This is a genomic window from Mesorhizobium sp. M0715 (assembly GCF_040320355.1).
Taxonomy (GTDB): Bacteria; Pseudomonadota; Alphaproteobacteria; order Rhizobiales; family Rhizobiaceae; genus Mesorhizobium.
On sequence record NZ_JAMYPL010000031.1, the window covers coordinates 30,442 to 53,134 of the forward strand.

Annotated in this window: 23 protein-coding genes and 1 tRNA gene; 15 read left to right on the forward strand and 9 right to left on the reverse strand. The window is 63.8% G+C overall.

Translation table 11 applies throughout. The annotated features are described in order from the left end of the window. The first annotated feature begins 77 nt into the window (after positions 1–77). Genes NKI21_RS27970 through NKI21_RS27990 form a run of 5 tightly spaced genes read left to right on the forward strand, consistent with a single transcriptional unit; the run spans position 78 to position 3,527 of the window. Entirely contained in the window at positions 78–578 is a 501-nt protein-coding gene (locus NKI21_RS27970) for a phage tail protein (RefSeq protein WP_352868480.1), read from the forward strand. A 12-nt stretch (positions 579–590) separates the two neighbouring features. After that, the gene (locus tag NKI21_RS27975; protein WP_128304313.1) at positions 591–1,097 is read left to right on the forward strand and encodes a phage tail protein; all 507 of its coding nucleotides are present in this window, start codon (positions 591–593) and stop codon (positions 1,095–1,097) included. Positions 1,098–1,107: 10 nt separating this feature from the next. Next, positions 1,108–1,632 (forward strand): phage tail protein, encoded by a 525-nt coding sequence (locus NKI21_RS27980; RefSeq protein ID WP_128304312.1) that lies wholly within the window; start codon positions 1,108–1,110, stop codon positions 1,630–1,632. A 29-nt stretch (positions 1,633–1,661) separates the two neighbouring features. Next, positions 1,662–2,978 carry a DUF8189 domain-containing protein gene (locus NKI21_RS27985; protein ID WP_128304311.1) on the forward strand — a complete coding sequence of 439 codons (1,317 nt, stop codon included), beginning with the start codon at positions 1,662–1,664 and terminating at the stop codon, positions 2,976–2,978. A 3-nt stretch (positions 2,979–2,981) separates the two neighbouring features. Beyond that, positions 2,982–3,527 (forward strand): GNAT family N-acetyltransferase, encoded by a 546-nt coding sequence (locus NKI21_RS27990; RefSeq protein ID WP_352868484.1) that lies wholly within the window; start codon positions 2,982–2,984, stop codon positions 3,525–3,527. A gap of 299 nt (positions 3,528–3,826) precedes the next feature. On the opposite strand, the gene NKI21_RS27995 is transcribed toward NKI21_RS27990, so the two are convergent. Next, positions 3,827–4,096 (reverse strand): DUF6916 family protein, encoded by a 270-nt coding sequence (locus tag NKI21_RS27995; protein ID WP_352442381.1) that lies wholly within the window; start codon positions 4,094–4,096, stop codon positions 3,827–3,829. Positions 4,097–4,454: 358 nt separating this feature from the next. Between NKI21_RS27995 and NKI21_RS28000 the strand changes: the two genes are divergently transcribed. After that, on the forward strand, positions 4,455–5,246 hold the full coding sequence (locus NKI21_RS28000; RefSeq protein WP_352868487.1) for a SapC family protein: 792 nt from the start codon (positions 4,455–4,457) through the stop codon (positions 5,244–5,246). 62 nt (positions 5,247–5,308) lie between these two features. On the opposite strand, the gene NKI21_RS28005 is transcribed toward NKI21_RS28000, so the two are convergent. Both NKI21_RS28005 and NKI21_RS28010 read right to left on the reverse strand, forming a co-directional pair. Next, positions 5,309–5,872 carry a type 1 glutamine amidotransferase domain-containing protein gene (locus NKI21_RS28005; RefSeq protein ID WP_352799192.1) on the reverse strand — a complete coding sequence of 188 codons (564 nt, stop codon included), beginning with the start codon at positions 5,870–5,872 and terminating at the stop codon, positions 5,309–5,311. A gap of 176 nt (positions 5,873–6,048) precedes the next feature. Continuing rightward, positions 6,049–6,123, reverse strand: a tRNA-Gly gene (locus NKI21_RS28010). A gap of 245 nt (positions 6,124–6,368) precedes the next feature. Between NKI21_RS28010 and NKI21_RS28015 the strand changes: the two genes are divergently transcribed. From NKI21_RS28015 to NKI21_RS28030, 4 genes are all read left to right on the forward strand, one after another. Beyond that, entirely contained in the window at positions 6,369–6,866 is a 498-nt protein-coding gene (locus NKI21_RS28015) for a prolyl-tRNA synthetase associated domain-containing protein (protein ID WP_023810886.1), read from the forward strand. An 84-nt stretch (positions 6,867–6,950) separates the two neighbouring features. After that, positions 6,951–7,952, forward strand: a complete 1,002-nt coding sequence (gene trxA / locus NKI21_RS28020; RefSeq protein ID WP_127297739.1) for a thioredoxin — start codon at positions 6,951–6,953, stop codon at positions 7,950–7,952. A 103-nt stretch (positions 7,953–8,055) separates the two neighbouring features. After that, positions 8,056–8,727, forward strand: coding sequence for an LON peptidase substrate-binding domain-containing protein (locus NKI21_RS28025; RefSeq protein ID WP_023810888.1), 672 nt, complete (start codon positions 8,056–8,058; stop codon positions 8,725–8,727). Between the two features lie 9 nt (positions 8,728–8,736). Further along, positions 8,737–8,976 (forward strand): Trm112 family protein, encoded by a 240-nt coding sequence (locus NKI21_RS28030; RefSeq protein ID WP_023810889.1) that lies wholly within the window; start codon positions 8,737–8,739, stop codon positions 8,974–8,976. Between the two features lie 225 nt (positions 8,977–9,201). On the opposite strand, the gene NKI21_RS28035 is transcribed toward NKI21_RS28030, so the two are convergent. The 3 genes from NKI21_RS28035 to NKI21_RS28045 are packed head-to-tail and all read right to left on the reverse strand — an operon-like array spanning position 9,202 to position 15,015. Next, positions 9,202–12,549, reverse strand: coding sequence for an error-prone DNA polymerase (locus NKI21_RS28035; RefSeq protein WP_352868492.1), 3,348 nt, complete (start codon positions 12,547–12,549; stop codon positions 9,202–9,204). Next, on the reverse strand, positions 12,546–14,021 hold the full coding sequence (locus NKI21_RS28040; protein WP_352442385.1) for a DUF6504 family protein: 1,476 nt from the start codon (positions 14,019–14,021) through the stop codon (positions 12,546–12,548). Before NKI21_RS28040 ends, NKI21_RS28035 begins: the two co-directional genes overlap by 4 nt. Next, on the reverse strand, positions 13,963–15,015 hold the full coding sequence (locus tag NKI21_RS28045; protein ID WP_352442386.1) for an ImuA family protein: 1,053 nt from the start codon (positions 15,013–15,015) through the stop codon (positions 13,963–13,965). The genes NKI21_RS28040 and NKI21_RS28045 overlap by 59 nt, the downstream gene beginning before the upstream one ends. 183 nt (positions 15,016–15,198) lie before the next feature. Here NKI21_RS28045 and NKI21_RS28050 point away from each other — a divergent pair, with 183 nt between their 5' ends. Next, positions 15,199–15,621, forward strand: a complete 423-nt coding sequence (locus NKI21_RS28050; RefSeq protein WP_023763026.1) for a metallopeptidase family protein — start codon at positions 15,199–15,201, stop codon at positions 15,619–15,621. Between the two features lie 31 nt (positions 15,622–15,652). Here the strand turns inward: NKI21_RS28050 and NKI21_RS28055 are convergent, their stop codons facing one another. Then, positions 15,653–16,339, reverse strand: a complete 687-nt coding sequence (locus NKI21_RS28055; RefSeq protein ID WP_352442387.1) for a TetR/AcrR family transcriptional regulator — start codon at positions 16,337–16,339, stop codon at positions 15,653–15,655. A gap of 172 nt (positions 16,340–16,511) precedes the next feature. On the opposite strand from NKI21_RS28055, the gene NKI21_RS28060 reads away from it, so the two are divergent. Beyond that, a complete protein-coding gene (locus tag NKI21_RS28060) occupies positions 16,512–17,198 on the forward strand; it encodes a hypothetical protein (protein ID WP_352442388.1) in 687 nt (228 codons plus the stop codon). On the opposite strand, the gene NKI21_RS28065 is transcribed toward NKI21_RS28060, so the two are convergent. Next, positions 17,185–17,391, reverse strand: a complete 207-nt coding sequence (locus NKI21_RS28065) for a DUF1737 domain-containing protein (RefSeq protein ID WP_013528780.1) — start codon at positions 17,389–17,391, stop codon at positions 17,185–17,187. The two genes, NKI21_RS28060 and NKI21_RS28065, sit on opposite strands and share 14 nt — an antisense overlap. Before the next feature lie 51 nt (positions 17,392–17,442). Beyond that, on the reverse strand, positions 17,443–18,333 hold the full coding sequence (locus NKI21_RS28070; RefSeq protein WP_352442389.1) for an HpcH/HpaI aldolase/citrate lyase family protein: 891 nt from the start codon (positions 18,331–18,333) through the stop codon (positions 17,443–17,445). Between the two features lie 517 nt (positions 18,334–18,850). Between NKI21_RS28070 and NKI21_RS28075 the strand changes: the two genes are divergently transcribed. Genes NKI21_RS28075 through NKI21_RS28085 form a run of 3 tightly spaced genes read left to right on the forward strand, consistent with a single transcriptional unit; the run spans position 18,851 to position 22,677 of the window. After that, positions 18,851–20,389: a DUF4153 domain-containing protein gene (locus NKI21_RS28075; protein ID WP_352868497.1), complete on the forward strand. Its 1,539-nt coding sequence runs from the start codon at positions 18,851–18,853 to the stop codon at positions 20,387–20,389. A gap of 3 nt (positions 20,390–20,392) precedes the next feature. Then, positions 20,393–21,085 (forward strand): response regulator, encoded by a 693-nt coding sequence (locus tag NKI21_RS28080; protein WP_352868500.1) that lies wholly within the window; start codon positions 20,393–20,395, stop codon positions 21,083–21,085. Continuing rightward, positions 21,076–22,677 (forward strand): ATP-binding protein, encoded by a 1,602-nt coding sequence (locus tag NKI21_RS28085; protein ID WP_352868503.1) that lies wholly within the window; start codon positions 21,076–21,078, stop codon positions 22,675–22,677. The genes NKI21_RS28080 and NKI21_RS28085 overlap by 10 nt, the downstream gene beginning before the upstream one ends. The last annotated feature ends 16 nt before the right edge of the window (positions 22,678–22,693 follow it).

Sequence of the window (22,693 nt, forward strand, 5' to 3'; positions counted from 1 at the left end):
ACCTATTTTGTTAGAGAGCCAAGTAGACTTTTGTGTCGTTCCGTGTATTCTACTGATATCTTATGAGGGCGCGAGACATGGCCGAGCCATTTCTATCGGAAATCAGGATTATGTCATTTGTCTTCCCGCCCAAGGGTTGGGCACTCTGTAACGGGCAGCTTTTGCCAATCAACCAGAACCAGGCGTTATTCTCACTGCTCGGAACCACTTTCGGCGGTGACGGCCAGGTCAATTTCGCACTGCCCGATTATCGGGGACGTATCCCAGTCCACGTCGGGAGCGGTCACACACTAGGCGAGCGCGGTGGCGAGCAAAGCCATACGCTGTCGATTTCCGAAATACCGACACACGTTCACGTTGCGCAGGCAAGCACAAACACCGGTAGTAGCCAGGATGGTGCGGGGAACGTTTTGGGGGTGGTTCCGGGGCGGCTTTATAGCGACTTCGCGAACGTGACGACGCTGAGCCCGAGCACAATTACCAGCATCGGCGGCAGTCAGGCGCATCTCAACATGCAGCCGTTCCTGACGCTGAGCTTCTGCATTGCCCTGCAGGGCATTTTCCCTTCGCCGAATTAAGGAGGCGCGACCATGGCACAGCCTTACGTTGGCGAGATACGCATGTTTGCCGGCAATTTTGCGCCGGCCGGCTGGATGTTCTGCGAGGGACAGCTTCTGCCGATCTCGGAGAACGAGACACTGTTCCAGCTGATTGGCACGACCTATGGCGGCGATGGCGAGAGCACTTTTGCGCTGCCCGACCTGCAAGGCCGTGTTCCGCTCCATCAGGGCAGCGGCTTCATCCTTGCGGAGACGGGAGGCATAGAGGAAGTCAATCTGACAATTTCCCAGATTCCGTCACACAGCCATCCGATGGTCGCGTCCCTGAACATTGGTCAAGATACCAGTCCCAGCGGGAAGGTCGTTGCACAGATTGGCGGTGGCGCCTTGCCATACATCCAGGACACGACCGATACCGACATGGCACAGCAGGCTGTAACAGCCGTTGGCGGCAGCCAGCCGCACAACAATTTCCAGCCGTATCTTTGCATCAGCTTTATCATTTCACTTTTCGGCATCTTTCCGTCGCCGACCTGAGAGGGACATCATGGCTGACCCGTTCGTCGCCGAAATCCGAATCTTCCCCTTTTATTTCGCGCCCAGGGGTTGGGCGTGGTGCGACGGGCAGTTGCTGCCGCTGTCGCAGAACACGGCATTGTTCTCGTTGCTGGGCACGACCTATGGCGGCAATGGCAAAAGCACTTTTGCCTTGCCCGACCTTCAGGGCCGCTCGCCGATGCACCCGGGGCAAGGACCAGGGCTTTCGCTGCACGATCTCGGCGAGACCGGCGGTACGGAAACGGTAAGCCTGCTCGAATCGGAGATTCCTAACCACACCCACGCAATGCGCGACCATGACATCGACCTGGGCGAACTCAATGCGCCGTCCTCGACGCGAAGCCTGGCCAAATCCACCAACGCAACAATCTATACCCCGGCGGCCAACCTGACGCAGATGAGCCCTCAAGCGCTCCCCCCTGCCGGCGGCGACCAGCCGCATAACAATATGCAGCCCTATCTCACCTGCTATTTCTGCATCGCGCTGCAAGGCGTCTTCCCGCCAAGAAGCTGAATTCCGAACTAAAAGGGCAGGACCGTACGATGGCCAAGAACGCAGAACCGAAGTCGAAGGCCCCCGCAGCGAAAGCCCCGGCGCCGAAAGCGGCTTCCAGGGCCAGTGTCCGCCCGGCGCCGTCCAGCCCTCCATCCATTTACCAGCACAAGCCGGCCGGCACGTCGTTTTTCGAACTGTCGCGGCTGATGGTGGTGGGGATCGATTCCGCCAAGGGGCAGTTGATCCAGAAGGCGCAGCTTTCGCCGAACGGGCCATGGCCTTCGGCCTGGTCGTTCATCGCGCCCGGCGCCTGGGTGATCATGACGGCGGGCCTCACCAAGGACGGCCGTGTCGCCGTGGTCGCGCAGCCATCGGGAACCACCAATCTGTCCTTCATCACCGAAGACGCCAACCAGATCGGCCCGGTCGAGAAATGGACCGCGCCGATGGGCATCGGCACGCCGCCCGGCGCCACCTCCTATCAGAAGCTTTCGATGGCGCGCGATGCCGACGGCCGCATCGAGGTCTTCGTCACTGACAATCAGGGCCGCATCTGGTGGATCTACCAGAATCCGGACCAGATCGTGCAGGTGCAGAAAACCATCACGCCGCCGGGCACGACGACACCGATCGTCGTCACCGTCGACGTGCTGACGCCGCCGGCCAAACCGTGGAGCGACTGGATCCAGATCCCCGGCGGGCTGGTGACGGTTTCGGCGATACGCCAGGGCGACGGCCGCATCGCCCTGTTCGGCATCAATTCGAACCTGCATCTCTATCGCTGCCAGCAGGCGAAGGCGCAGGCCCTGAAGGCCGCCGACTGGACGGGTTGGGTGCAGATCGACACGACCCAGACAGGTGGCTTCATCGAGATGGCGCCGGTCGTCGGCCCGCTGGGCGCCACCAATCTGTTCGCCCTGACCCAGAACGGCCAGGTGCTGCACACGCGCCAGATGCCCGCCGGATCGGATACGTGGACGCAGTGGGCGACACCCGGCTACTCCAGGGCGCCCAACCTTGCGCTTGCCGCCGGCATCCAGGGCGACGGCGATATCGTGCTGGTCGCCGCCGACCAGCAGCACTTCCTCCAATTCAACGCGCAATGGGATGCCTATACCCAGAACTGGTCGGGATGGCGCGATTTCGGCGCATCCCTTCGCTCGACGCGCCTGACGCTCAACTACAATGCCGACGGCCGGCTCGCTTTGTTCAGCCTGGCGCTCATGCCGGACGGCACCAACGGCCTGTGGACGATCAACCAGATGGGCATCGACAGTTCCGAATGGGAGTATAACTGGACGTCGCTGACCGACAACAATCTCAAGCAGATCGTCGTCGTGCGCGACCTGACGCCGCCGGTCTGACGGTTGATTTACGCCAGCGTGGCGCAAGCGAAGCAGGCCCGTCCGGTCTGGCCCCGGTCTGACACGGCCGGGCTCGGCTTCCGCGCTGCGACGGAAGCGGATTTGCCGTTCCTGTCGCGGCTCTATGCCTCGACCCGCTTCGAAGAACTCGCGGTGACGTCGTGGAGCGAGGCGCAGAAGGCCGAATTCCTCGGTATGCAGTTCCAGGCCCAGCACGCGCATTACCGAAAACACTATCCCGAGGCCGACTGGCTGGTGGTGGAACGCGATAGCGAAGACATCGGCCGCCTCTACATCGAGCGCTGGCCGAGCCAGCACCGCATCATCGACATCGCTTTCCTGCCGGAGCATCGCCGCAAGGGCTACGGCACCGCACTGCTGCGCGACCTCATCGACGAGGCATGGTTAGCCGGCAAATCAGCCTCGATCCATGTCGAGAAGAACAATCCGGCGAGACGGCTTTACCTGGCGCTGGGCTTCGCGGTCGTCGAGGACAAGGGCGTTTATGACCTGATGGCCTGTGCGCCGTCAGGGGGCGACGATCTATGATCGTCGGAACCGATTTGTTGGCAGATGCGATCATTGTCTATGGTCATCGTTTGCGCTGCCCCTCACCTGCCTGCCGGCATCCTCTCCCCGTATAGTGACGGGGAGAGGGACGCTTTCGCCGCGGATTTCACCACTCTCCAGCGTTGCAAGAAAGGCGCCCGCGTCGCAGCCAGCCACTCTCGCCCCGTTTACGGGGAGAGATGTCCGGCAGGACAGTGAGGGGCGGCGCCGGCGGCAAGGATTGTCGCATTAGGCCCTGTCACGATGCGATAGGCCTGCATGCAGCCCAAAACTGGGTCCTAATTGAACACCGCCTCGTACAGCCGCCCCGTCGCATCGGCGGCGACCGGCACGATGAAGATCTCGTGGCTGCCGCTTTCCCCCGTGAAAAAATAGGTCGCCTGCGGCAATGCGATTTCGCGCGGGCCTTTGAACAGCAGCGAGAAACCGCCACCCGGGCGCGGGCTGGCGGCGATGGGCTTGACCGCGCTCAGTTCGAGCGGGATCTGCCGGCCCCCGGCTTCTATGGTGAAGGTTTGTCCCTGCTCGAAATCCGACACCGACGCCATTCCGTTTCCTTAATCTGTCCGCTGGAGCGGTTCAGCGTTCGGATCGCTGATCCGGCTTTTGTTTCTTCGCAATTGCAAGGGAAACCACTACACACTTTTCCGGGAATTGCTCCAGCGGAGGCACTGTCGCCGCTTCGCCGCAAGCTGTCCAGAGGCGGGCAGGCCGGCGGTCGTGTTCCCCAAGACAATCGACCGCCGCATCCCAAAATACAGCACCGCCTGTCCTTTTATGCGCGCAAGAGACGCTGTAGTACTTTGTTCCTGCGCGGGATTCCTTTCGGCCCAAGATCAGCGCAAACAAGCATAGATCCCGGCTTCGGGACCATTGGCAGCCTGATGGGCGTGCGGGAGACGGATGATGGCGGATGCAAAGACGAACGGGACGGGCGATGCGTTGCCGCTGTTCTATTCGAGGCCCGAGGCGCTCAATCCGGCGCGGCACGGCTCGCTAGGCCTGACCGCGCGCAGCGACTTCGGCTTCGCCCGCTCCGCGCACGCCATTCCGGTGGTCGCGTCGGAAATGCCGGCGGCGATGCGATCCTACCCGATCGTCTTTATCGGCCCGGCCAAGTCGCCGGTGATCATCACCGGCGTGCGCCAGAACGAGAACCTGTTCGTCGATGCCGACGGCAAATGGACCGGGCCGCACTACATCCCCGCCTATGTCCGGCGCTATCCCTTCATCCTGGCCGAAGACCCGACATCGGCCGGCCGGCTGACGCTGTGCGTCGAACGGGCCAGCGACCGGGTCGTCGACCAGTTGTTGGCGCCGTCCCGCGATGACAAGATCCTGCCGTTCTTCACCGGCAACGAGCCGAACGAAGCGACCAAACAGGCGCTCGCCTTCTGCAACCAGTTCCAGATCGACTTCAGAGCCACCCGCGAGATGGTCGAAAAGATCGATGCGCACGGCCTGTTTTCACCGCGCCAGAGCAAGGTGACGCTGGAAGGCGGCGAGGTGCTCAACCTCACCGATTTCCAGGTGATCGACGAGCCGGCCTTCAACAGATTGAGCGACGAGGCGTTTCTCGACCTGCGCAAATCCGGCGCGCTCGGCCTGCTCTATTGCCACCTCGCCTCGACCAACAGCTGGACCTCGCTGGTGCATCAGGCGTCGCTGCGGAAGGCGGCTGGGGCGAAGAGCGCCTGAGGAAAACGTTGCGGTTTTCCCGGCGTAACCTTCCAATCGATGCGTCCGGGCGGACAAGCCGGCTAGGCAGCAACCCTTCTGTCGTGCCGCCCTTCGCTGATCTCCTCGGCGAGCTTGTCGCAGAACGCCTCGAGATCGCCGGGGTTGCGGCTGGTGACAAGTCCCTGGTCGGTAACGACCTTGCTGTCCTCCCACAGACCGCCGGCGTTGATCACATCGGTCTTGATCGATTTGTAAGACGTGACCCGGCGACCCCTTACGATGCCTGTCTCGACGAGAAGCCAGGGCGCATGACAGATCGCGCCGACGACCTTCTTGGCCGACCAGAACGATTCGATGAAGCCCAGGGCCTTTCGCTCGACACGCAGCAGATCGGGATTGATGACCCCGCCGGGCAGGACGATCGCGTCATAGGCGTCCGCTCGCGCCTCATCCAAAGTCTTGTCGACGGGAACTTCTCGGCCCCAGTCCTTGAGATCCCAGCCTCTGATCTTGCCGCTTGCGAGCGACACGACATCGACCTTGGCGCCCGCCTCGCGCAGCTTCTTCAGCGGCACCTCAAGTTCGGATTGCTCGAACCCGTTCGTCGCCAGGATAGCGACGTGCTTGCCGGAAATGTCCTGCATGGCTTTCTCCATCGTTGCGTTGATGGAGCGCTAACGAGGCGAGGCGGGAACCGTTCCTCGCTGTAATTTTATGTGACTCCTGGGGAATTCCGCCGAAACTCTTAGCCAGGCAAGCCCAAAAACGAAAAAGCCGCGGAGTTCCGCGGCTTTTCGATGCTTAGTCCCCTGGAGGAAACTGGAGCGGGTGAAGCGATTCGAACGCTCGACCCCAACCTTGGCAAGGTTGTGCTCTACCCCTGAGCTACACCCGCTCGCACGGCGTCTTGGCCGCAAGCCGGGCCTATATGGCTGAAGAGCGCGGCGATTGCAACAGGGAAATCACAGGCTTTTTGTGACACGCCGCGCGGGGCCGGCAAGCCGCCGGCGGGCGCGTGAGTGGCGGGCGGCGGGGCGCCAGCGCGAAGGGCGGTGCCGCTCACCATGATGTCGCATGACGGTCTTGTGTCGGCTGCCCCATTGGCCGTAAACGGCTGGCTTGAGAAACGGAACGAAACCGATGCCGAAGACCGAAGCCGATTTGATGGCCTTTCTCGCCGAACTCGGCATTGCCGCGTCGACGAAGCGCCATCCGCCGCTCTACACGGTCGCGGATTCGCAGGCGTTGCGCGGCGAAATCGCCGGCGGGCACACGAAGAACCTGTTCCTGAAGGACAAGAAGGATAATTTCTTCCTGGTCACCGTCGGCGAGGACGCGGTCGTCGACCTGAAGCAGATCCACCAGGTGATCGGCGCCGCCAGCCGGGTCTCCTTCGGCAAGCCGGAGATGCTGATGGAGCTGCTCGGCGTCACACCGGGCGCCGTGACGGTCTTTGGCGTCATCAACGACACGGCAAACAGGGTCAAGCTCGTGCTCGACAAGGATTTGATGGAGCATGCGGTGATCAATGGGCATCCGCTGACCAATGAGGCGACGACATCGATCGCGGCGCGGGACCTGATCAGATTCGTCGAGGCAACCGGGCACGATGCTGCTATCTTGAAAGTCTCCGTGTGATCGCCACATGGATGGCTTGAGTCAGATGGTCTGAAGCATAGGGCGCCTGGCCGCCGGCCGGCGGCGCCACGGAAGGGCAAAGAGATGAGCGACAACAATCCGTTCGGCGGCTCCTTTGGCGGTAATGGCGGCCAGTACACCACCTCGGTGCAGTATGGTGGAGCGGCGCCGGCGCCGGCGAAAGTCGCGCTTGGCGATGCGCCCGCCGCTCCCGCCGATGTGATCAAGGACACGACGACGGCTGCCTTTGCCGCCGATGTCATCCAGGAATCGCGCCGCCAGCCGGTGCTGGTCGATTTCTGGGCGCCCTGGTGCGGGCCTTGCAAGCAGCTGACGCCGCAGTTGGAGAAGGCGGTCAAGGCCGCCGGCGGCAGGGTCAAGCTGGTCAAGATGAACATCGACGACCATCCCTCGATCGCCGGCCAGCTCGGCATCCAGTCTATCCCGGCGGTCATCGCCTTCAAGGACGGCCAGCCGGTCGATGGCTTCATGGGCGCCATCCCGGAGAGCCAGATCAACGAATTCATCACCAAGGTCGGCGGCAAGGGCAACGGCGCGCCGCCGGTGGCGGAAGCCTTGGCAGCGGCGACCGAAGCGCGCGAGGCCGGCGACATGCAGACCGCGGCCGACATTTATGACGCCATCCTGGCGCAGGCGCCGGAGACGATCGAGGCGATCGCCGGACTGGGCGAACTGTTGTTCGACGCCGGCGACACGGAAGGCGCCGAGGCGCTTTTGGCAACAGCCCCGGAGGCCAAGAAGGATGCGCCGCCACTGGCAGCCCTACGGGCCAGGATGGCGGTTGCGGCGCAGGCGGCAGCTCTCGGCAATCCAGCCGAGTTCGAGCGCCGGCTGGCGGAAAATCCTGGGGATCACCAGGCGCGCTTCGATCTGGCCATGATCCAGAACGCCAACGGCGACCGCACCGCGGCCGCAGACAATCTGCTGGCCATCATCAAGGCCGACCGAAGCTGGAACGAGGATGGCGCCAGGACGCAATTGCTGCAGCTGTTCGAGGCATGGGGCATGACCGACGAGGCAACGCTTGCCGCGCGCCGCAAATTGTCGGCATTGCTGTTTTCCTGAGCCGTTTGCCGGTTGTTTTGCCGCACGGGCTTGGCGTCGGCCATGACTGCGCCAGATTAGAACTGCCATGACGCGCTTCTGGTGAAGCGATCGGAGGAATATGGTGCAAGCGGGAAACGCGCATTACCGGCTCGCCAAGGATTTGCCGTCGACGATCCCGATCTTTCCGCTCGAGGGTGCGCTTTTGCTGCCGGGAGGGCGCATGCCGCTCAACATCTTCGAGCCGCGCTATCTGCAGATGGTGGACGAGGCGATTGCCGGTTCGCGGCTCATCGGCGTCATCCAGCCCAGTCTCGACGGCGCCTTGCGCGGCGATGGCGAGCCGGAACTCTGCAATGTCGGTTGCGCCGGGCGCATCATCGCCTTTTCCGAGAGTGGCGACGGCCGCTACCTGATTTCGCTGCAGGGCGTGTGCCGGTTCCGCATCGCCCACGAATTGACCGTCAAGACGCCGTTTCGCCAGTGCAAGCCCGCGCCTTTCCTTGCCGATCTCGACGAGGATCAGGCGGACAACGAGATCGACCGGCCATCGCTGCTCAAGGCGTTTCGCGCCTATCTGCAGGCCAACGATTTGGAGGCCGACTGGGAAAGCGTCAGCCGCGCCGAAAATGCCATGCTGGTCAATGCGCTGTCGATGATGGCGCCCTACGGGCCGGCCGAGAAACAGGCGCTGCTCGAAGCAGCCGACCTGAAGACCCGGGCGGAGACGCTGATCGCCATCACCGAAATGGCGCTGGCGCGCGAGAATGAGGATTTTGGCTCGAGTTTGCAGTAAGAGGGCGCGATGGCGGACGGACGTGACGAGAGGAAGGTCGACCCCAAGCTGCTGGAGCTGCTGGCCTGCCCGCTGACCAAGGGGCCGCTGGCCTGGGATCCAGAGCGCGGCGAACTGATTTCCAGGGTCGCCAAGATTGCCTATCCGGTGCGTGACGGCATCCCGATCATGCTGCCCTCCGAGGCGCGGACGCTTTCGGTGGAGGACGTGCTCGCCCCGCCGCCGCCACGCTTGGGTGGGCCGGGCTGAGTTCTTGCACCACAGGCTGGCGAGGTGGGCGGGACAGCACCCCCCTCTGGCCTACCGGCCATCTCCCCCGCAAGGAGGGAGATTGGCAGCTTTGGCGCTTTCGCACATTCCAGCAACCGTGGAGATTAGCGAAAGCCGAGACTACATCCAATCTCCCCCCTTGCGGGGGAGATGGCCGGTAGGCCAGAGGGGGGTGCTGTCCCGCTGCCATCGAAGTTTTTGACACTACTGAAAATTCCGCCCCTTGGGCATGACCCTTTCCGCTTCTTCCGACAGCGTTGCGAGATCCTGCCGGATCGGTGCGCTTTGTTCGGCGGGGCTGGAGTGATCCGAACGCTCCTTGGCGAGGTCTCCCGGAGGAGCCGCTGGTGCGGCTTCGCTGACCTTCTCCAGAAGCACGGTCAGCCAGGGCGTCAGATCCTCGATCCTCTCGGCGACGATGTGGACCACGCCCGATTCCGACTGCAATTTTCCGGTGACCTTGACGAACCGGGCGCCCATGACGATGGGTCGGTAACGGTCGAAGGTTCTTTGCCAGAAGATGACGTTGGCCACCGCCTTGTCGTCCTCCAGTGTCAGGAAGATCGCATTGCCCTTGCCGGGGCGCTGCCGCACCAGCACGAGGCCGGCGACGGAGACGCGCCTGCCGTCACGCACGGAAGGCAGGTTCGCATTGGGAATGACGCCGGCGCGGTCGAGCCGCTCGCGCAGGAAGGCGACCGGATGCGCCTTCAGCGACAGGCCGAGCGCGCGGTAATCATGGATGACATGCTCGCCGAGCGGCATTTTCGGCAGCTTCGTCTCGGGCTCCAGCTCGCGCAGGCGAAGCGCCGGCTGGTCGAACAGCGGCAGCCTTTCGGCGGCGCTCTTGCCGTCGAGCGCGCGCACCGCCCACAACGCTTCGCGACGATCAAGGCCGAGCGAGCGGAAGGCATCGGCCTGCGCCAGTTTTTCGATCTCGCCGACATCAAGGCCGGAGCGCAGCCAGACATCCCGGACGGATCCGTAGCCTGAGCCGCGCCGTTCGACGAAGGCCGCCATGCGCTCCTTCGACAGGCCCTTGATCTGGCGGAAGCCGAGCCGGACGGCATGCTTCGTCTCGATGACGCCGCGCATTTCGGCATGGCGCGGGAGGATACGGGCCGGATCGAACGGCGCCTTTTCCAGCGTACAATCCCACACCGAAAAATTGACGTCGACGTCGCGAATGTCGACGCCATGGTCGCTTGCGTCGCGCACCAACTGGGCCGGCTGGTAAAACCCCATCGGCTGTGAATTCAGGATCGCGGCGCAGAACACGTCGGGATAGAAGGTCTTGAACCAGCAGGAGGCATAGACGAGCAGGGCGAAGGAAGCGGCATGGCTTTCGGGAAAGCCATATTCGCCAAAGCCCTCGATCTGCTTGAAGCAGCGCTCGGCGAAGTCCTTCGTGTAGCCTTTGTCGACCATGCCTTCGATCATGCGGCGACGATAATTGCCGATGGTGCCGGTGCGCTTGAAGGTGGCCATGGCACGGCGCAGTTCATCGGCCTCGCCCGGCTTGAAGCCGCCGGCAACGATGGCGATCTTCATCGCCTGTTCCTGGAACAGCGGCACGCCCAGTGTCTTGCCGAGGATCGCTTCCAGCTCCGGCTTTTGATACTCGGCCTTTTCCTTGCCTTGCCGGCGGCGCAGATAAGGGTGGACCATATCGCCCTGGATCGGGCCGGGGCGTACGATCGCCACCTCGATGACGAGGTCATAGAATTCGCGCGGTCTGAGGCGAGGCAGCATCGACATCTGCGCCCGCGATTCAATCTGGAAGACGCCGAGCGTGTCGGCGCGGCAGATCATCTTGTAGACCTGCTTGTCCTCCGGCGGCAGGGTGGCCAGCACATAGGGCTGCCCATACGGGTCCCTCGCCTTTGGATAATGCTCAGTGAGCAAGGTGAAGGCGCGTTGCAGGCAGGTCAGCATGCCGAGCGCCAGGATGTCGACCTTGAGTATCTTCACCGAGTCGAGATCGTCCTTGTCCCACTCCACCATCTTGCGCTCGTCCATCGCCGTCTTGACGATGGGCACGATCTCGTCGAGCCGGTCCCGGGTGATGACGAAGCCGCCGACATGCTGGGAGAGGTGGCGGGGAAAGCCCATGATCTCGTTGGCGCGTTCCATCACGTGCCCCGACACCGGGTCGGTGCGGTCGAGGCCGCCGGCGCGGGCTTCCTTCTCGCCAAGCTCCGATGTCGACCAGCCCCAGATCGAGCCGGAAAGCGATGACCTGACATCCTCAGACAGGCCCATCGCCTTCGACACTTCGCGCAACGCCGAGCGGCCGCGATAGCTTATGACGGCGGCGGCAAGTGCTGTGCGCTTGCCGCTGTATTTCGTATAGATGTACTGCATCACCTCTTCGCGCCGCTCATGCTCGAAATCGACGTCGATATCCGGCGGTTCGTTCCTTTCCTCCGAAATGAAGCGCTCGAAAAGCGAATTGATTTTTTCCGGCCCCACTTCGGTGATGCCGATGCAGAAGCAGACGACCGAATTGGCGGCTGACCCACGTCCCTGGCAGAGAATATCCTTGCTGCGCGCGAACTTGACGATGTCGTGGACAGTCAGGAAATAGCGGGCGTAGTTGAGGCGCTCGATCAGAGCGAGCTCTTCCTCGATGCGCTTGGTCACCGAATCCGGAACACCGGCCGGATAGCGGTTGACCGCTCCCTCCCGCGCCAGCCGTTCCAGTTCGGCCTGCGGGCCGAGGCCCGATTCCGTCGGCTCGTCAGGGTAATTGTACTGAAGGTCGCTCAGCGAAAACGTCAGCTCTTGCGCAAACCGCAGCGTCTCGGCCAGTGCCTGCGGATGCCTGCGGAACAGGCGCGCCATCTCCATTGGCGGCTTCAGATGACGCTCGGCATTGGCGCTGAGTTGCAGCCCGACCCCGGCGACGGGCGTGTTGAGGCGGATCGCGGTCAGCACGTCCTGCAGCGGGCGCCGTTCGGCGGTGTGATAGAGAACGTCGTTGGTCGCCATCAGCGGAATACCGACGCTCTCGGCAAGCGCCGCGGCCTGCTCGATGCGGAAACGGTCATTGCCGGCGTAGTCGGGCGAAACGGCCAGACGGAGATTTCTGCCGAAACGATCCTTGAGCAGCCGAAGCAAGGCGAGACCGTCCTGCGCCCCCGCCGACAGATCGGGCAGGACTGCCAGCGACATCAGATCCCCCCATTCGAGCAGGTCGCTGCGCTGGAGAAGGGTGGCGCCCTTTTCGTTCTCGTCGCGCAGATTGGCCTGGGTGAGCATGCGGCACAGATGCCCCCAGCCCTTCCGGTCCTGGGGATAGGCGAGGATGTCCGGCGTGCCGTCGCCAAAAACCAGCCGGCAGCCGGGATGATAGGAGAGTTTTTCGACCTTGGCCTGCTGCCAGGCGCGCACCACGCCAGCCACCGTGTTGCGGTCGGCAAGCCCGATCGCCGAGAAGCCCAGGAGCTTGGCCGCGACCACCAGCTCCTCCGGCTTGGAGGCGCCGCGCAGAAAGGAGAAATTCGACTGGATGCCGAACTCGGCAAAGGGAATGACGGTCAGCGCGTTCATGCGAAGACACCATGCATGAACCAGCGCGGCGGCACCTGCGTGTTGCCGTAAAGACCTTGCCGGTAAAGCCAATAGCGGCGACCATCGGCGTCCTCGATACGGAAATAGTCGCGGGTTGACGTGATCGGATCGCTCGCTGCCTCGCGCCACCATTCGGCGGCGATGCGTTCCGGCCCTTCGGCGCGCGTGACCCGGTAGAGCGCGCGCCGCCAGCGGAAGTTCAGCGGTGGTCCTTCCGGCATTTCAGTGGCCGGCACATCGATGGGTTCGGGCGAGCGGAACAGCCGGATCGGCCGTTCCGGCGGAAAAATGGTTTGTGGTGCCTGCAGCCTGTCCGGCTTCTTCGGCGGCGTGGTCCGGCGCGGCGCTTCGGTGAAGGGGATCGTGGCGACGGCACGCTCCGGCAGATGGCTCTCGACCGCGACCGGTTGCAGAACCGCGCCCTCGCCGAGCCGGGCGCGGATGCGGTCGGCGAACAGCGCGATATCGGCACCGTCGTCGGTCGTTTCGCCAGTCAGATCGGCCTGCTGCATGTCGAAGGTGGCTGCCGCCAGCACCGAGAGCCGCACCAGATCGAAACCATAGCCGGCATCGATATCCTGTTCGAGCGCGGCGAGCCTTTCATGGAACAGTTTCTGGATCAGCATGGGTTCGCGCATCGGCCGCGAGGTGCCGATGGCGATGCGGCTGACGGCGCCGTCGACGCGAAAGAGCAGCAGCGCCAGCGTCCTGGCACCCTCGCCGCGGCGTTCGAGGTCGGTTTTCAAGGTCGCCGCCAGCATGCCCACCAGCCGTTCGATGTCCTCGGTCAAGGTGACGGGTTCGGCTAGGTGGCGTTCGACCGAAAGCGGCGCGACGGGAAGGCGCGGCGACACCGCCTCGTCGAGGCGGCCAAGCGCCTGGTCGAGGCGCAGGAGCAGCAAGGCGCCAAAGCGGCGGGCGAGCGGCGCGCGCGGTGCCGCCATGACGGCGCCCGCCGTGCGCAGGCCCACACTTTCCAGGCTGGTGCGGGTTGCGGGCTCGATGCGCAGTGCGGCCAGCGGCAGGGGTGCCAGCAGCGCTTCCTCCTCGCCTGACACAATGATGCGGTCACTGCAAAAGCGTGCCGCCGCCCAGGCCGCGCCCGGCGTCGCGGCAAGCCCGGCTCGGACATCGAAACCCTGATGGAAGAAGCGCGACAGGATCTCGTCCAGCATGGCGCGTTCGCCGCCGAACAGATGGGTGCAGCCGGTGACGTCGAGAAACAGACCGTCCGCCCCGTCCAGCGCCACCAGCGGGGTGTAGCGGTCGCACCAGTCGGCAAGGCCTTCGAGCAGGCGGCGGTCGGCTTCCGGATCGGCCTCGACGATGTCGATCGACGGATGCATGGCGCGCGCATCGGCAATGCCCATGTCGCGCTTCAGGTGCAGGGCCTCAGCCCGCTCGTCGAGGGCCGAGATGCGCTGCGCGTTGCGGTCTCGATGGCTGATCACGAGCGGCGGGTGAGATGGGTGATCCGACGGCCGGGAACGCCAGGACCGCCCCAGACGCTGGCGCAGGACCCTTTCCGCCGCCAGATAGGGAAACCACAGGGACAGGATTCTTTGGCCGGTTTCTTCCCCCACCTGCTCCTTCGTCGCCCGCTCTTTCGTCGCCCGCTCTTTCGTCGAATGCGCATTCATCGGGATTCCACTCCAGTGTGAATTGTCCAGGCAGGGCCGTGCGGCTCTTGCCGATGGTGAGGGTGAAGGCCGGGCGGCCGATCGAGCCGGCCAGCGGCCCGGCGATGGTGTCGCGCGGCACCGCCGGTGCCGACGTGACGATGAGGCGGACGGGTGCCGCCGTCGGTTCGGGCTCGGCCGCCTGCCGCAGCAGGAACACCGGGCGGCCGGCCGCTTGCGCCCTTGCATGCAGCCGGCGTGTCGCGGTCAGGTCAAGCCGCTGCGGATTGCCGCGAATTTCGAGGATGACCGCGGCGAGCGCCGTCATCCGGGCCGCCTCCTCGGCGACCCACAGCGCATCGACAAGTCTCGGTGCCTCGGAAAACAGCAATTGCTCCGGCTCGATGCCGAACGAGGCGTGAAGCCCCCTGGCATAGGGAAAGCCGGCCTCGCGAAAGATCTCCGATGTGCCGATCCACAGCACCGGCAGCCCCGGCGTTTGCTTGAGGATCAGGCTTGTGAGCGACAAAGCGAAGCCGGCGACGGCCCCGGCATCGCGGGTTTGCGTGCCATGGATTTCGCTCAGGGCGGCCTTCGGCAGGCCGCCGCTCAGGGCGGCGTCGAGGCGCTCGACGCCAATAGGCAGGAACGCATCCGGCAACGCCGCGGCAATGCCACGCCGGACGATTGTGAGATCGGTGTTGACGTCGGCATCAAAGGGCGCGGCGGCCGGCGCAGCCAAGCGCTCGGGCAGCGTTCCCTCGATTTTCGCGATCTGGCGGCGCAGGGCAAAAACAGTCTCCCGCGCCACGGCGGTCATCGCCATGACGGTCAGCTTCCACTCACATTGTTCCTGTTATGTTCCTTATAGATTCCAGAGCGCATCCCAAGAGTCAAGCAGACACATAGGGAATTTATTCCTCTCCGCGCGGATGGCGCAGGCGCATCGGCCCGTGTCATTTGCCGATTCCGGTGCGAAAGCCTATATGCCGGGATCAAAGGACAAAGCATGGCCCGCATCTACAAGACCCGCACCTGGCACGACGAACTCTCGCCCTCGATGGACGAAATGGAGTTCCTGGCGCTGGAGGCGTACGCGCATCTGCCGGAAGATTTCCGCAAGCTGACCGGCGAGATCGTCATCCAGATCGCCGAATTCCCGACCGACGAGATCATGGACGATCTGTCGCTGGAAACGCCGTTCGACCTGCTCGGCCTGTTCGAGGGGCGAGGCATCGCCGAGCGCTGGAACCCGCAGACCGGCGAAGGCCCGAACCGCATCACGCTCTACCGCCGCGCCATCCTCGATTACTGGTCCGAAAACGAAGAGACGCTGGGCGACATCGTCACCCACGTGCTGATCCACGAGATCGGCCACCATTTCGGGCTGTCGGACGATGATATGGAGAAGATCGAAGAGGCGGCGGAGTAACTGCTTCCTGCGTCACGTGAATTGTCCATTCCTATCCAGTCGGTCCAGAACTCAGCGGCGGCAAGGGTTCTTGGGATCTCGCTTCGGATAGGTTGGTCATCCCGCTGATGAAAAGATGCAGCGCCTTGCGCACGGCGAGCGATGGCGGCTCGGACGGATGCCACTCCGGAAAATGACCATCAACCACCATTCGTGCCAACCCATAGACAAAGGCACGAGCGGCAAGAACCAGATGATCGAAGTCCGTGTTCGCAGCCAGCCGACCCTGGTGTTGCGCCTGGGTCAGCAGGTCGATCATCTTCCGGCGAATGGCCTCATTCTGACCGCGAAGACTGTCCGACGCGTCGAAATCAATCAGCGTTCGGGAACTGATGATCTGGAAATGCGTGGGATTGGCGATCGCCCATTCCAGATAGCCTTGTCCGATTGCTTCGAAGGCCACGATGGGATCCGCGCTGTCGACTTCTGAAAGTGCATTGGCAACAGCCTCTGTCAGCCGGTTCATGGCCTGTTCGGCGACCGCGGTCAGCAGCGCTGCTTTCGACTGAAAATGCCGGAAGGGAGCGCCGGGGGAAACGCCGGCCCGCTTTGCGGCTTCGCGCACGCTCACATTGTCGGGGCCGCCTTCCTCGACAAGTTGAATTGCAGCATCGATCAACGTGTCCCGCAAATTGCCATGGTGGTAGCCGGTGCGGTGAGGTGTCTTGGCTTTTGCCATCTCTTTTCTTTCGTTCCGTAGAGCTGCTTCAGGCGTCCGTAGCACGATCCGCGATTTATGTAATCACTGTTTACAATGCAGGTAACAGAATGTAATCAGTGATTACAGATGGGACCGGAACAGGCCTGCGGTCTTCGCGGGCTCCCCGTTTTCTCTGAATGAGGAGACGAACATGTCTGCCAGAACCGCCGAACCCCGCCGTCCGCAATCGTTGATTTCGCTGAGGAGTCCAGCCGAAGAACCTCAGCACAAGGAGAATCTCACGACTGTCCAGTCGAGCGCGGCTGTGCCCAGCGTCACGCTTTATCGGCTTGCCGCCGTCGCCGGGGTGGGAAGCGCGCTTATTCTTGTGGTTAACGCGGCCAAACGCAGCGCGCTCATCGCGACCACCGATCTGACACAACTTCTCGCGCCAGTCGCCGAGATATTGGCGCTTGGTCTTGTCGTCGGCCTGTTTCTTGCGTTTGGCCGGCGCGCGGGCCTGTTCGGCACCATCGCGTTTGTCATCAACTTCGTTGCACTGGCAAGTTTGGTCGGTGTGGAAGTGGTGATCAATCTCGTATTTTCGAAACTTCCGCTGACAACCATCATCGAGCTGCGCGCCGGCCCTCTCGGACTGGCTTTGGTCGTCAGTTCGTTCCTTTTTCTGCTTGGGACACTTGCGTTTGTAATCTCTCTTGTCGTTGCAAGAGGCGTTCCGCGCATTCCACTCGCCCTCTATTTCATTGGCGCGGTGCCTATCGCGCTCCGTGCGTTCGTGCCGGAGTGGGCTCTTGACCTGGGCCTGGTGACGCTTGCGGCAGCCATCGCCTGGCTGGCCGGCTGGCTGTGGATGCGAGCGGAGCCTACCAGTCGCTGAGCTTCGTATCGGGTCCGTATTCCTGCCCGTCTATATCCTTGACCACGGCCTGGCCGCAACGCATCGCTTTGGCCTTCTTGTCGTAGGCATAGGTCGGCGAGCCGAACAGGTGCCAGCCCTTGTTCAGCGCCGCCGTCACCTTGTGGCAGAAGCTGGCATCGTCCGGAGCGGACAGAAAGCGGTAGAGTTTCATTGTTCAATTCCTGTCGTGAGTAGCTATAGCTCGCCCGCATCCATCGAGCATTTATGACCCGATGGCGGCTGCCTTCGCCAGCAGTTTTTCGGCCTGCGCCAAGTGCAGCCGCTCGACCATCCTGCCGTTCAGCGCGATCACGCCCTTGCCGGCATTTTCCGGCAGCGCGAAGGCTTCCTTCACCGAGCGCGCCTCGGCCACCGCTTCCATGGACGGCGCAAAGGCTCGGTTCGCGGCTTCGATCTGGGCCGGGTGGATAAGGCTCTTGCCGTCGAACCCCATGGCTGCGGCTTCCGCGCATTCATGTGTGAAAGCGTCGAGGTCACGAAAATCGTTGGAGACGCCGTCGAGCATGTCGATGCCGCCGGCGCGCGCGGCCAGCACCATCTGCATCAGCCATGGCACGAGGTAGCGTCGATCAGGCGTTGCCAGAATGCCGGTCTCCTTGACCAGATCATTCGTTCCGGCAACGAAACAATTTAGCCGCGAGGCCGGATCACGGCCAAGCTCGGCGATGGCGCCGATGTTGAGCAGCGCCTTGGGCGTCTCGATCATCGCCCATAGTTTCACGCTATCGGGGACAAAATTGTCGTCAAGCACATCGCCGGCCTCGAGCAGGTCGCGCGGCGTGTCGACCTTGGGCAGAAGGATGCCGTCGGGCTCACAGCTTGCGGCAGCCAGCAGGTCGTCGGCGCCCCATTCGCTTGATATCGCATTGATGCGCACGATCATCTCGCAGCGTCTGCCAATATGGCTGGCAACGGGATGGCCGGCGAAAATGCTGGCCAGTTTTTCGCGGGCAGTGATCTTGTCGGCCGGAGCGACGGCGTCTTCCAGGTCGATGATGATTGCGTCGCAGGCAAGCTGCGCGATCTTGGCCAAGGCCTTGTCGTTGGAGGCCGGGATGTAGAGCACGGAGCGGCGCGGGCGATAGGTTTCCATGGGTGATCTATGCCGCCTGCGGTTGTTGGAGGCAAGCGCGCAGGGCTGTGCGCCGACCCTCCCCCTTGTGGGGAGGGTCGCTGCGAAGCAGCGGGGTGGGGGTGCGGCGCCGGGCCCCCCCCCCCCCCCGCGGGGCGACCACCCCCCCCCCCCCCCGTGTGGGGGGGGGGGCCGCCGCCGGGGGGGGGGGGGCCGCCGCGGCGCCGGACCCCCACCCGGACCTGCGGTCCGACCTCCCCACAAGGGGGAGGTAGACGCTCGGCGTCCCGACCCTGCACGAAAACTGCACATGCCTGCGGAAAACCTCCTCGCATCCGCCCCACCCTTTCCCCGTCGGCCTGACAAACAGGCGGCATGCAAAAGCGAGCAAAACCCTATTGGTTCCTGCCTCACCGGCTGCGCAGCGAAGGCTGGTGGCTGGCCGATCGCCGCGCGCGAACGCCACGGCGATCCTCATTCCCTTTGTCCGCAGAACCCCGCCGGCAATCCGGCCGGACGCCATCAGGAAGGCCAGGTCATGATATCCTTCTTCACCGCCGCGCCAGGCTATTGCACCCGCTTCGGGGTCGCCATCCTGCTGGCAGCACTTGCGGATTCTCTCTTTTATGGCCAACCCGCCGGCATCACGGTTTTCCTGTTTGCCACCCTGATTGCCGCCGCGGTGGTCGCCGTGCATCCCGCAGCCTTCAGCGACGGCAGGGTCTGGCTCAAGCCCGCCGCCCTGCTTGTCGCGCTGCTGCCGCTCGCCGAGAACATCAGTGCCTTGTCGGTCTCGATCGCGCTGGCGGCGCTGACCGTCTTTGCGCTTTCGCTGAGCGGGCGGCTGCGGCACAGCATCGCGCGTATTGCCGGCCAGATCGCGCTGTTCGGGCTGGCGGCGCCGTTCCGCTTCGCCAACGATTTCATCCGCTGGCGCAAGACGGCGCGCCGGTTCGGCCGACGGCGCATCCGGCTGGCGGCGATCGCCGTCTGGGTGATGCCGCTGACGCTGGGTGCGGTCTTCCTGGCGCTGTTCGGCGCCGCCAATCCGGTGATCGACTACTGGCTGTCGCTGATCGACCTCGTGAGGCTGCTCGATCTTATCCAACTGGCGCGGATTGCCTTCTGGCTGTTCGTGCTAGCTGCTGTCTGGGCTTTTCTGCGGCCGCGCCTGCCGCGCCTGGTTCGTCGCATCCCGCACGCGGCGCCGGCCGTCAGCGCTCAAGCCGACAAAACCGTCACCACCATCGAAGACATCCTGTTCGGCAAGGCCGCCATCCTGCGCGCCCTGATCGTCTTCAACGTCCTGTTTGCGCTGCAGACGGCGCTCGACGCCACCTATCTGTGGGGCGGGGCGGCCCTTCCCGACGGGCTGAGCTACGCGGCCTACGCGCATCGTGGCGCCTATCCCTTGATGGTCACTGCGCTGCTTGCCGCCGGCTTCGTGCTGGCAGCGCTGCGGCCAGGCAGCGAGACATCGGCCGATCCGCTCATCCGCCGGCTGGTCTATGCCTGGGTGGCGCAGAACATCATGCTGGTCATTTCGTCGATCCTGCGGCTCGACCTCTATGTCGGCATCTATGCATTGACCTACTGGCGCGTCGCCGCCTTCGTCTGGATGGGGCTGGTCGCATCGGGGCTTGCCCTGATCATCGCCCGCATCGCACTGGGAAAATCCAACGAATGGCTGCTGTCCGCCAATCTTCTGACGTTATCTCTGGCGCTTTATGCCGGCTGTTTCATCAATTTTGCAGCGACGATCGCCAACTACAATGTCGACCATTCCCTCGAAATGACCGGCCAGGGCATTCCCCTAGACGCCTGGTATCTTCACTCGCTCGGTCCGGGCGCGTTTCCCGCACTCGATCGGTTCCTCGAGCAGCAGGGCAAGACGGCGGCCGCCGGCACTGTCCGCGAACTGGCTGGCGTGCGCGGCAGCGATGAAATCTGGTATCGAACTATCCAGCAGAACTGGCGGGCCTGGAGCTTTCGCGACTGGCGGCTGCTTCGATATCTCGACACCAAGGGGCCGTTCGTGATTCCCTCCGCAATCGAACTTTCCATGCCGGGCCGCTGATCCATGCCGCATCACATCCTCGTCGCCGACGATGACCCGCACATCCGCGAGGTGATCTGCTTTGCGCTGGAAAAGGCCGGCATGAAAACGACAGGGGTGGCCGACGGTGCCGCCGCCCTGCAAGCGATCGGCCGCCGGGCGCCGGATCTTGTCGTGCTCGACATCGGCATGCCGGAGATGGACGGGCTGGAGGTCTGCCGGCGACTGCGGCACGCATCCGATGTGCCGGTGCTGTTCCTGTCCGCGCGCGACGAGGAGATCGACCGCATCCTCGGGCTCGAAATGGGCGGCGACGACTATGTAACGAAACCATTCAGCCCGCGCGAGCTGGTCGCCCGCGTCAACGTCATCCTGCGGCGCGCCCGCCCGGCGGCGCCCGAACCGGTCGACGACAGGCAGTTTTCGCATGGCAAACTGGCTCTGGCGCCGGCCAGTCACGCTGCCAGCTTCGATGGCAAGGCGCTTGCCCTGACGGGGATCGAATTCTCGATTTTAAAAGGGTTTCTGACGCGGCCCGCGCATGTGCTCGACCGCGACGCAGTGATGGCCAGCGCCTATGCCGCAAACATCCATGTCGCCGGCCGCACCGTCGACAGCCATATCCGCAACATCCGCGCCAAGCTGGCAGCAGTGGGTTGCCTGGATGTTATCGAGACGGTGCATGGCGTCGGCTTCCGGCTCGGCCGATGCGGCTGACGACTTCCGGCAAATGGATCGGCCGCAAATGGCGGCCACGGCTTGCCACGGTCGTCGTCGCCATCCTGATCATGGTGATGGCCCTGCCATTGGTCGGCTTGTTCTTCTTCCGTCTCTACGAGAACCAGCTGATCCGCCAGACCGAAGCGGAGCTGATCGCGCAAGGGGCGGCCATCGCCGCCATCTATGCGCAGGATGTGCGTGACGCCGGTATTGCGGCGGACAAGCTCGGCGCGCCGATGCCGAGGCCAAGCGGGGATTCAAGCCGAAGCGTCAATCCGGACCCGCTCTACAGGCCAATCGAGCCGCAACTCGATCTTGCCTCGGATTATGTGCTGCCGACCCGGCCGGCGGCGATGCCTGCGATCGTCGATCCCACCTTTGCCGCGATCGGTACCCGTCTGTCCGGCATTCTCGACGCCACGCAGAAAACCACGCTGGCCGGCTTCCGGCTGCTCGACGCCCGGGGCGTCGTCATTGCCGGACGGGGCGAGGTCGGCCAGTCGCTCGGTGCGGCCGAAGAGGTGCGCGCAGCGCTTGCCGGTCACTATGCCAGCGCGCTCAGGCTGCGCATTCCCGACCAGCCGGCGCCACCGCTCTATTCGGTCAGCCGCGGCACCAAGGTGCGGGTCTTCGTCGCTTTGCCGGTCGCCGTCGACGGCAAGGTCGCCGGCGTCGTCTATGTGTCGCGGACGCCCAACAACATCATCAAACATCTCTATGGCGAACGCGGCAAGGTGACGTTGGCGGCGATTGCCATTCTCGGCGGCACGCTGCTCATCGGTCTCATCTTCCTGCGCACCGTCAGCCGGCCGATCTATGCGCTGATCGACCGCACCGAGCGCATCGTCGCCGGCGACCGCACGGCGATCCGGCCGCTCGACCATCACGGCACGCGAGAGATGGCGGAGCTGTCCGCAGCCTTCCTCGACATGGCCGAAAAGCTTCAGGCGCGGTCGGACAGCATCCAGACTTTCGCCACCCATGTCTCGCACGAGCTCAAATCGCCGCTGACAGCGATCCAGGGCGCGGCCGAACTGCTGCGCGATTCCGGTGGCGCTATGGACGATACGGAGCGGCGGCGCTTTTCCGACAATATCGTCACCGACGCCGGGCGGCTCAATCTGCTGGTTCGCCGTCTGCTCGACCTAGCGCGTGCCGAAAACCTGGCGCCGAGCGGCGAAAGCACATCGATCGGTGCGGCGCTGGCGCTGCTGCCCGTCGACAACAGGCTGGCGGTTTGCGTCGGAGCCGGCGGCGACATCAGATTGCGCATATCGGCCGAGAACGCGGCTATCGTGCTGGCCAATCTCATCGACAATTCGGCCAGGCACGGCGCGACGGCGGTTTCTGTCTCCGCTACGAGCGCCGACGGCAAGGCGAGCATCCTGGTCAGCGACGACGGCGCCGGCATTTCGCCGAGCAATCGGGCGCGCATTTTCGAGCCGTTCTTCACCACGCGGCGCGAACAGGGCGGCACCGGCATGGGGCTCGGCATCGTGCTGGCCCTCCTGAAAGCGCATGATGGTATGATCGCGCTGGTTGACAGCGAACGCGGCACGCGCTTCGAGATCATTGTGCCGGTGGCGTGACGGACACCATCGGCCG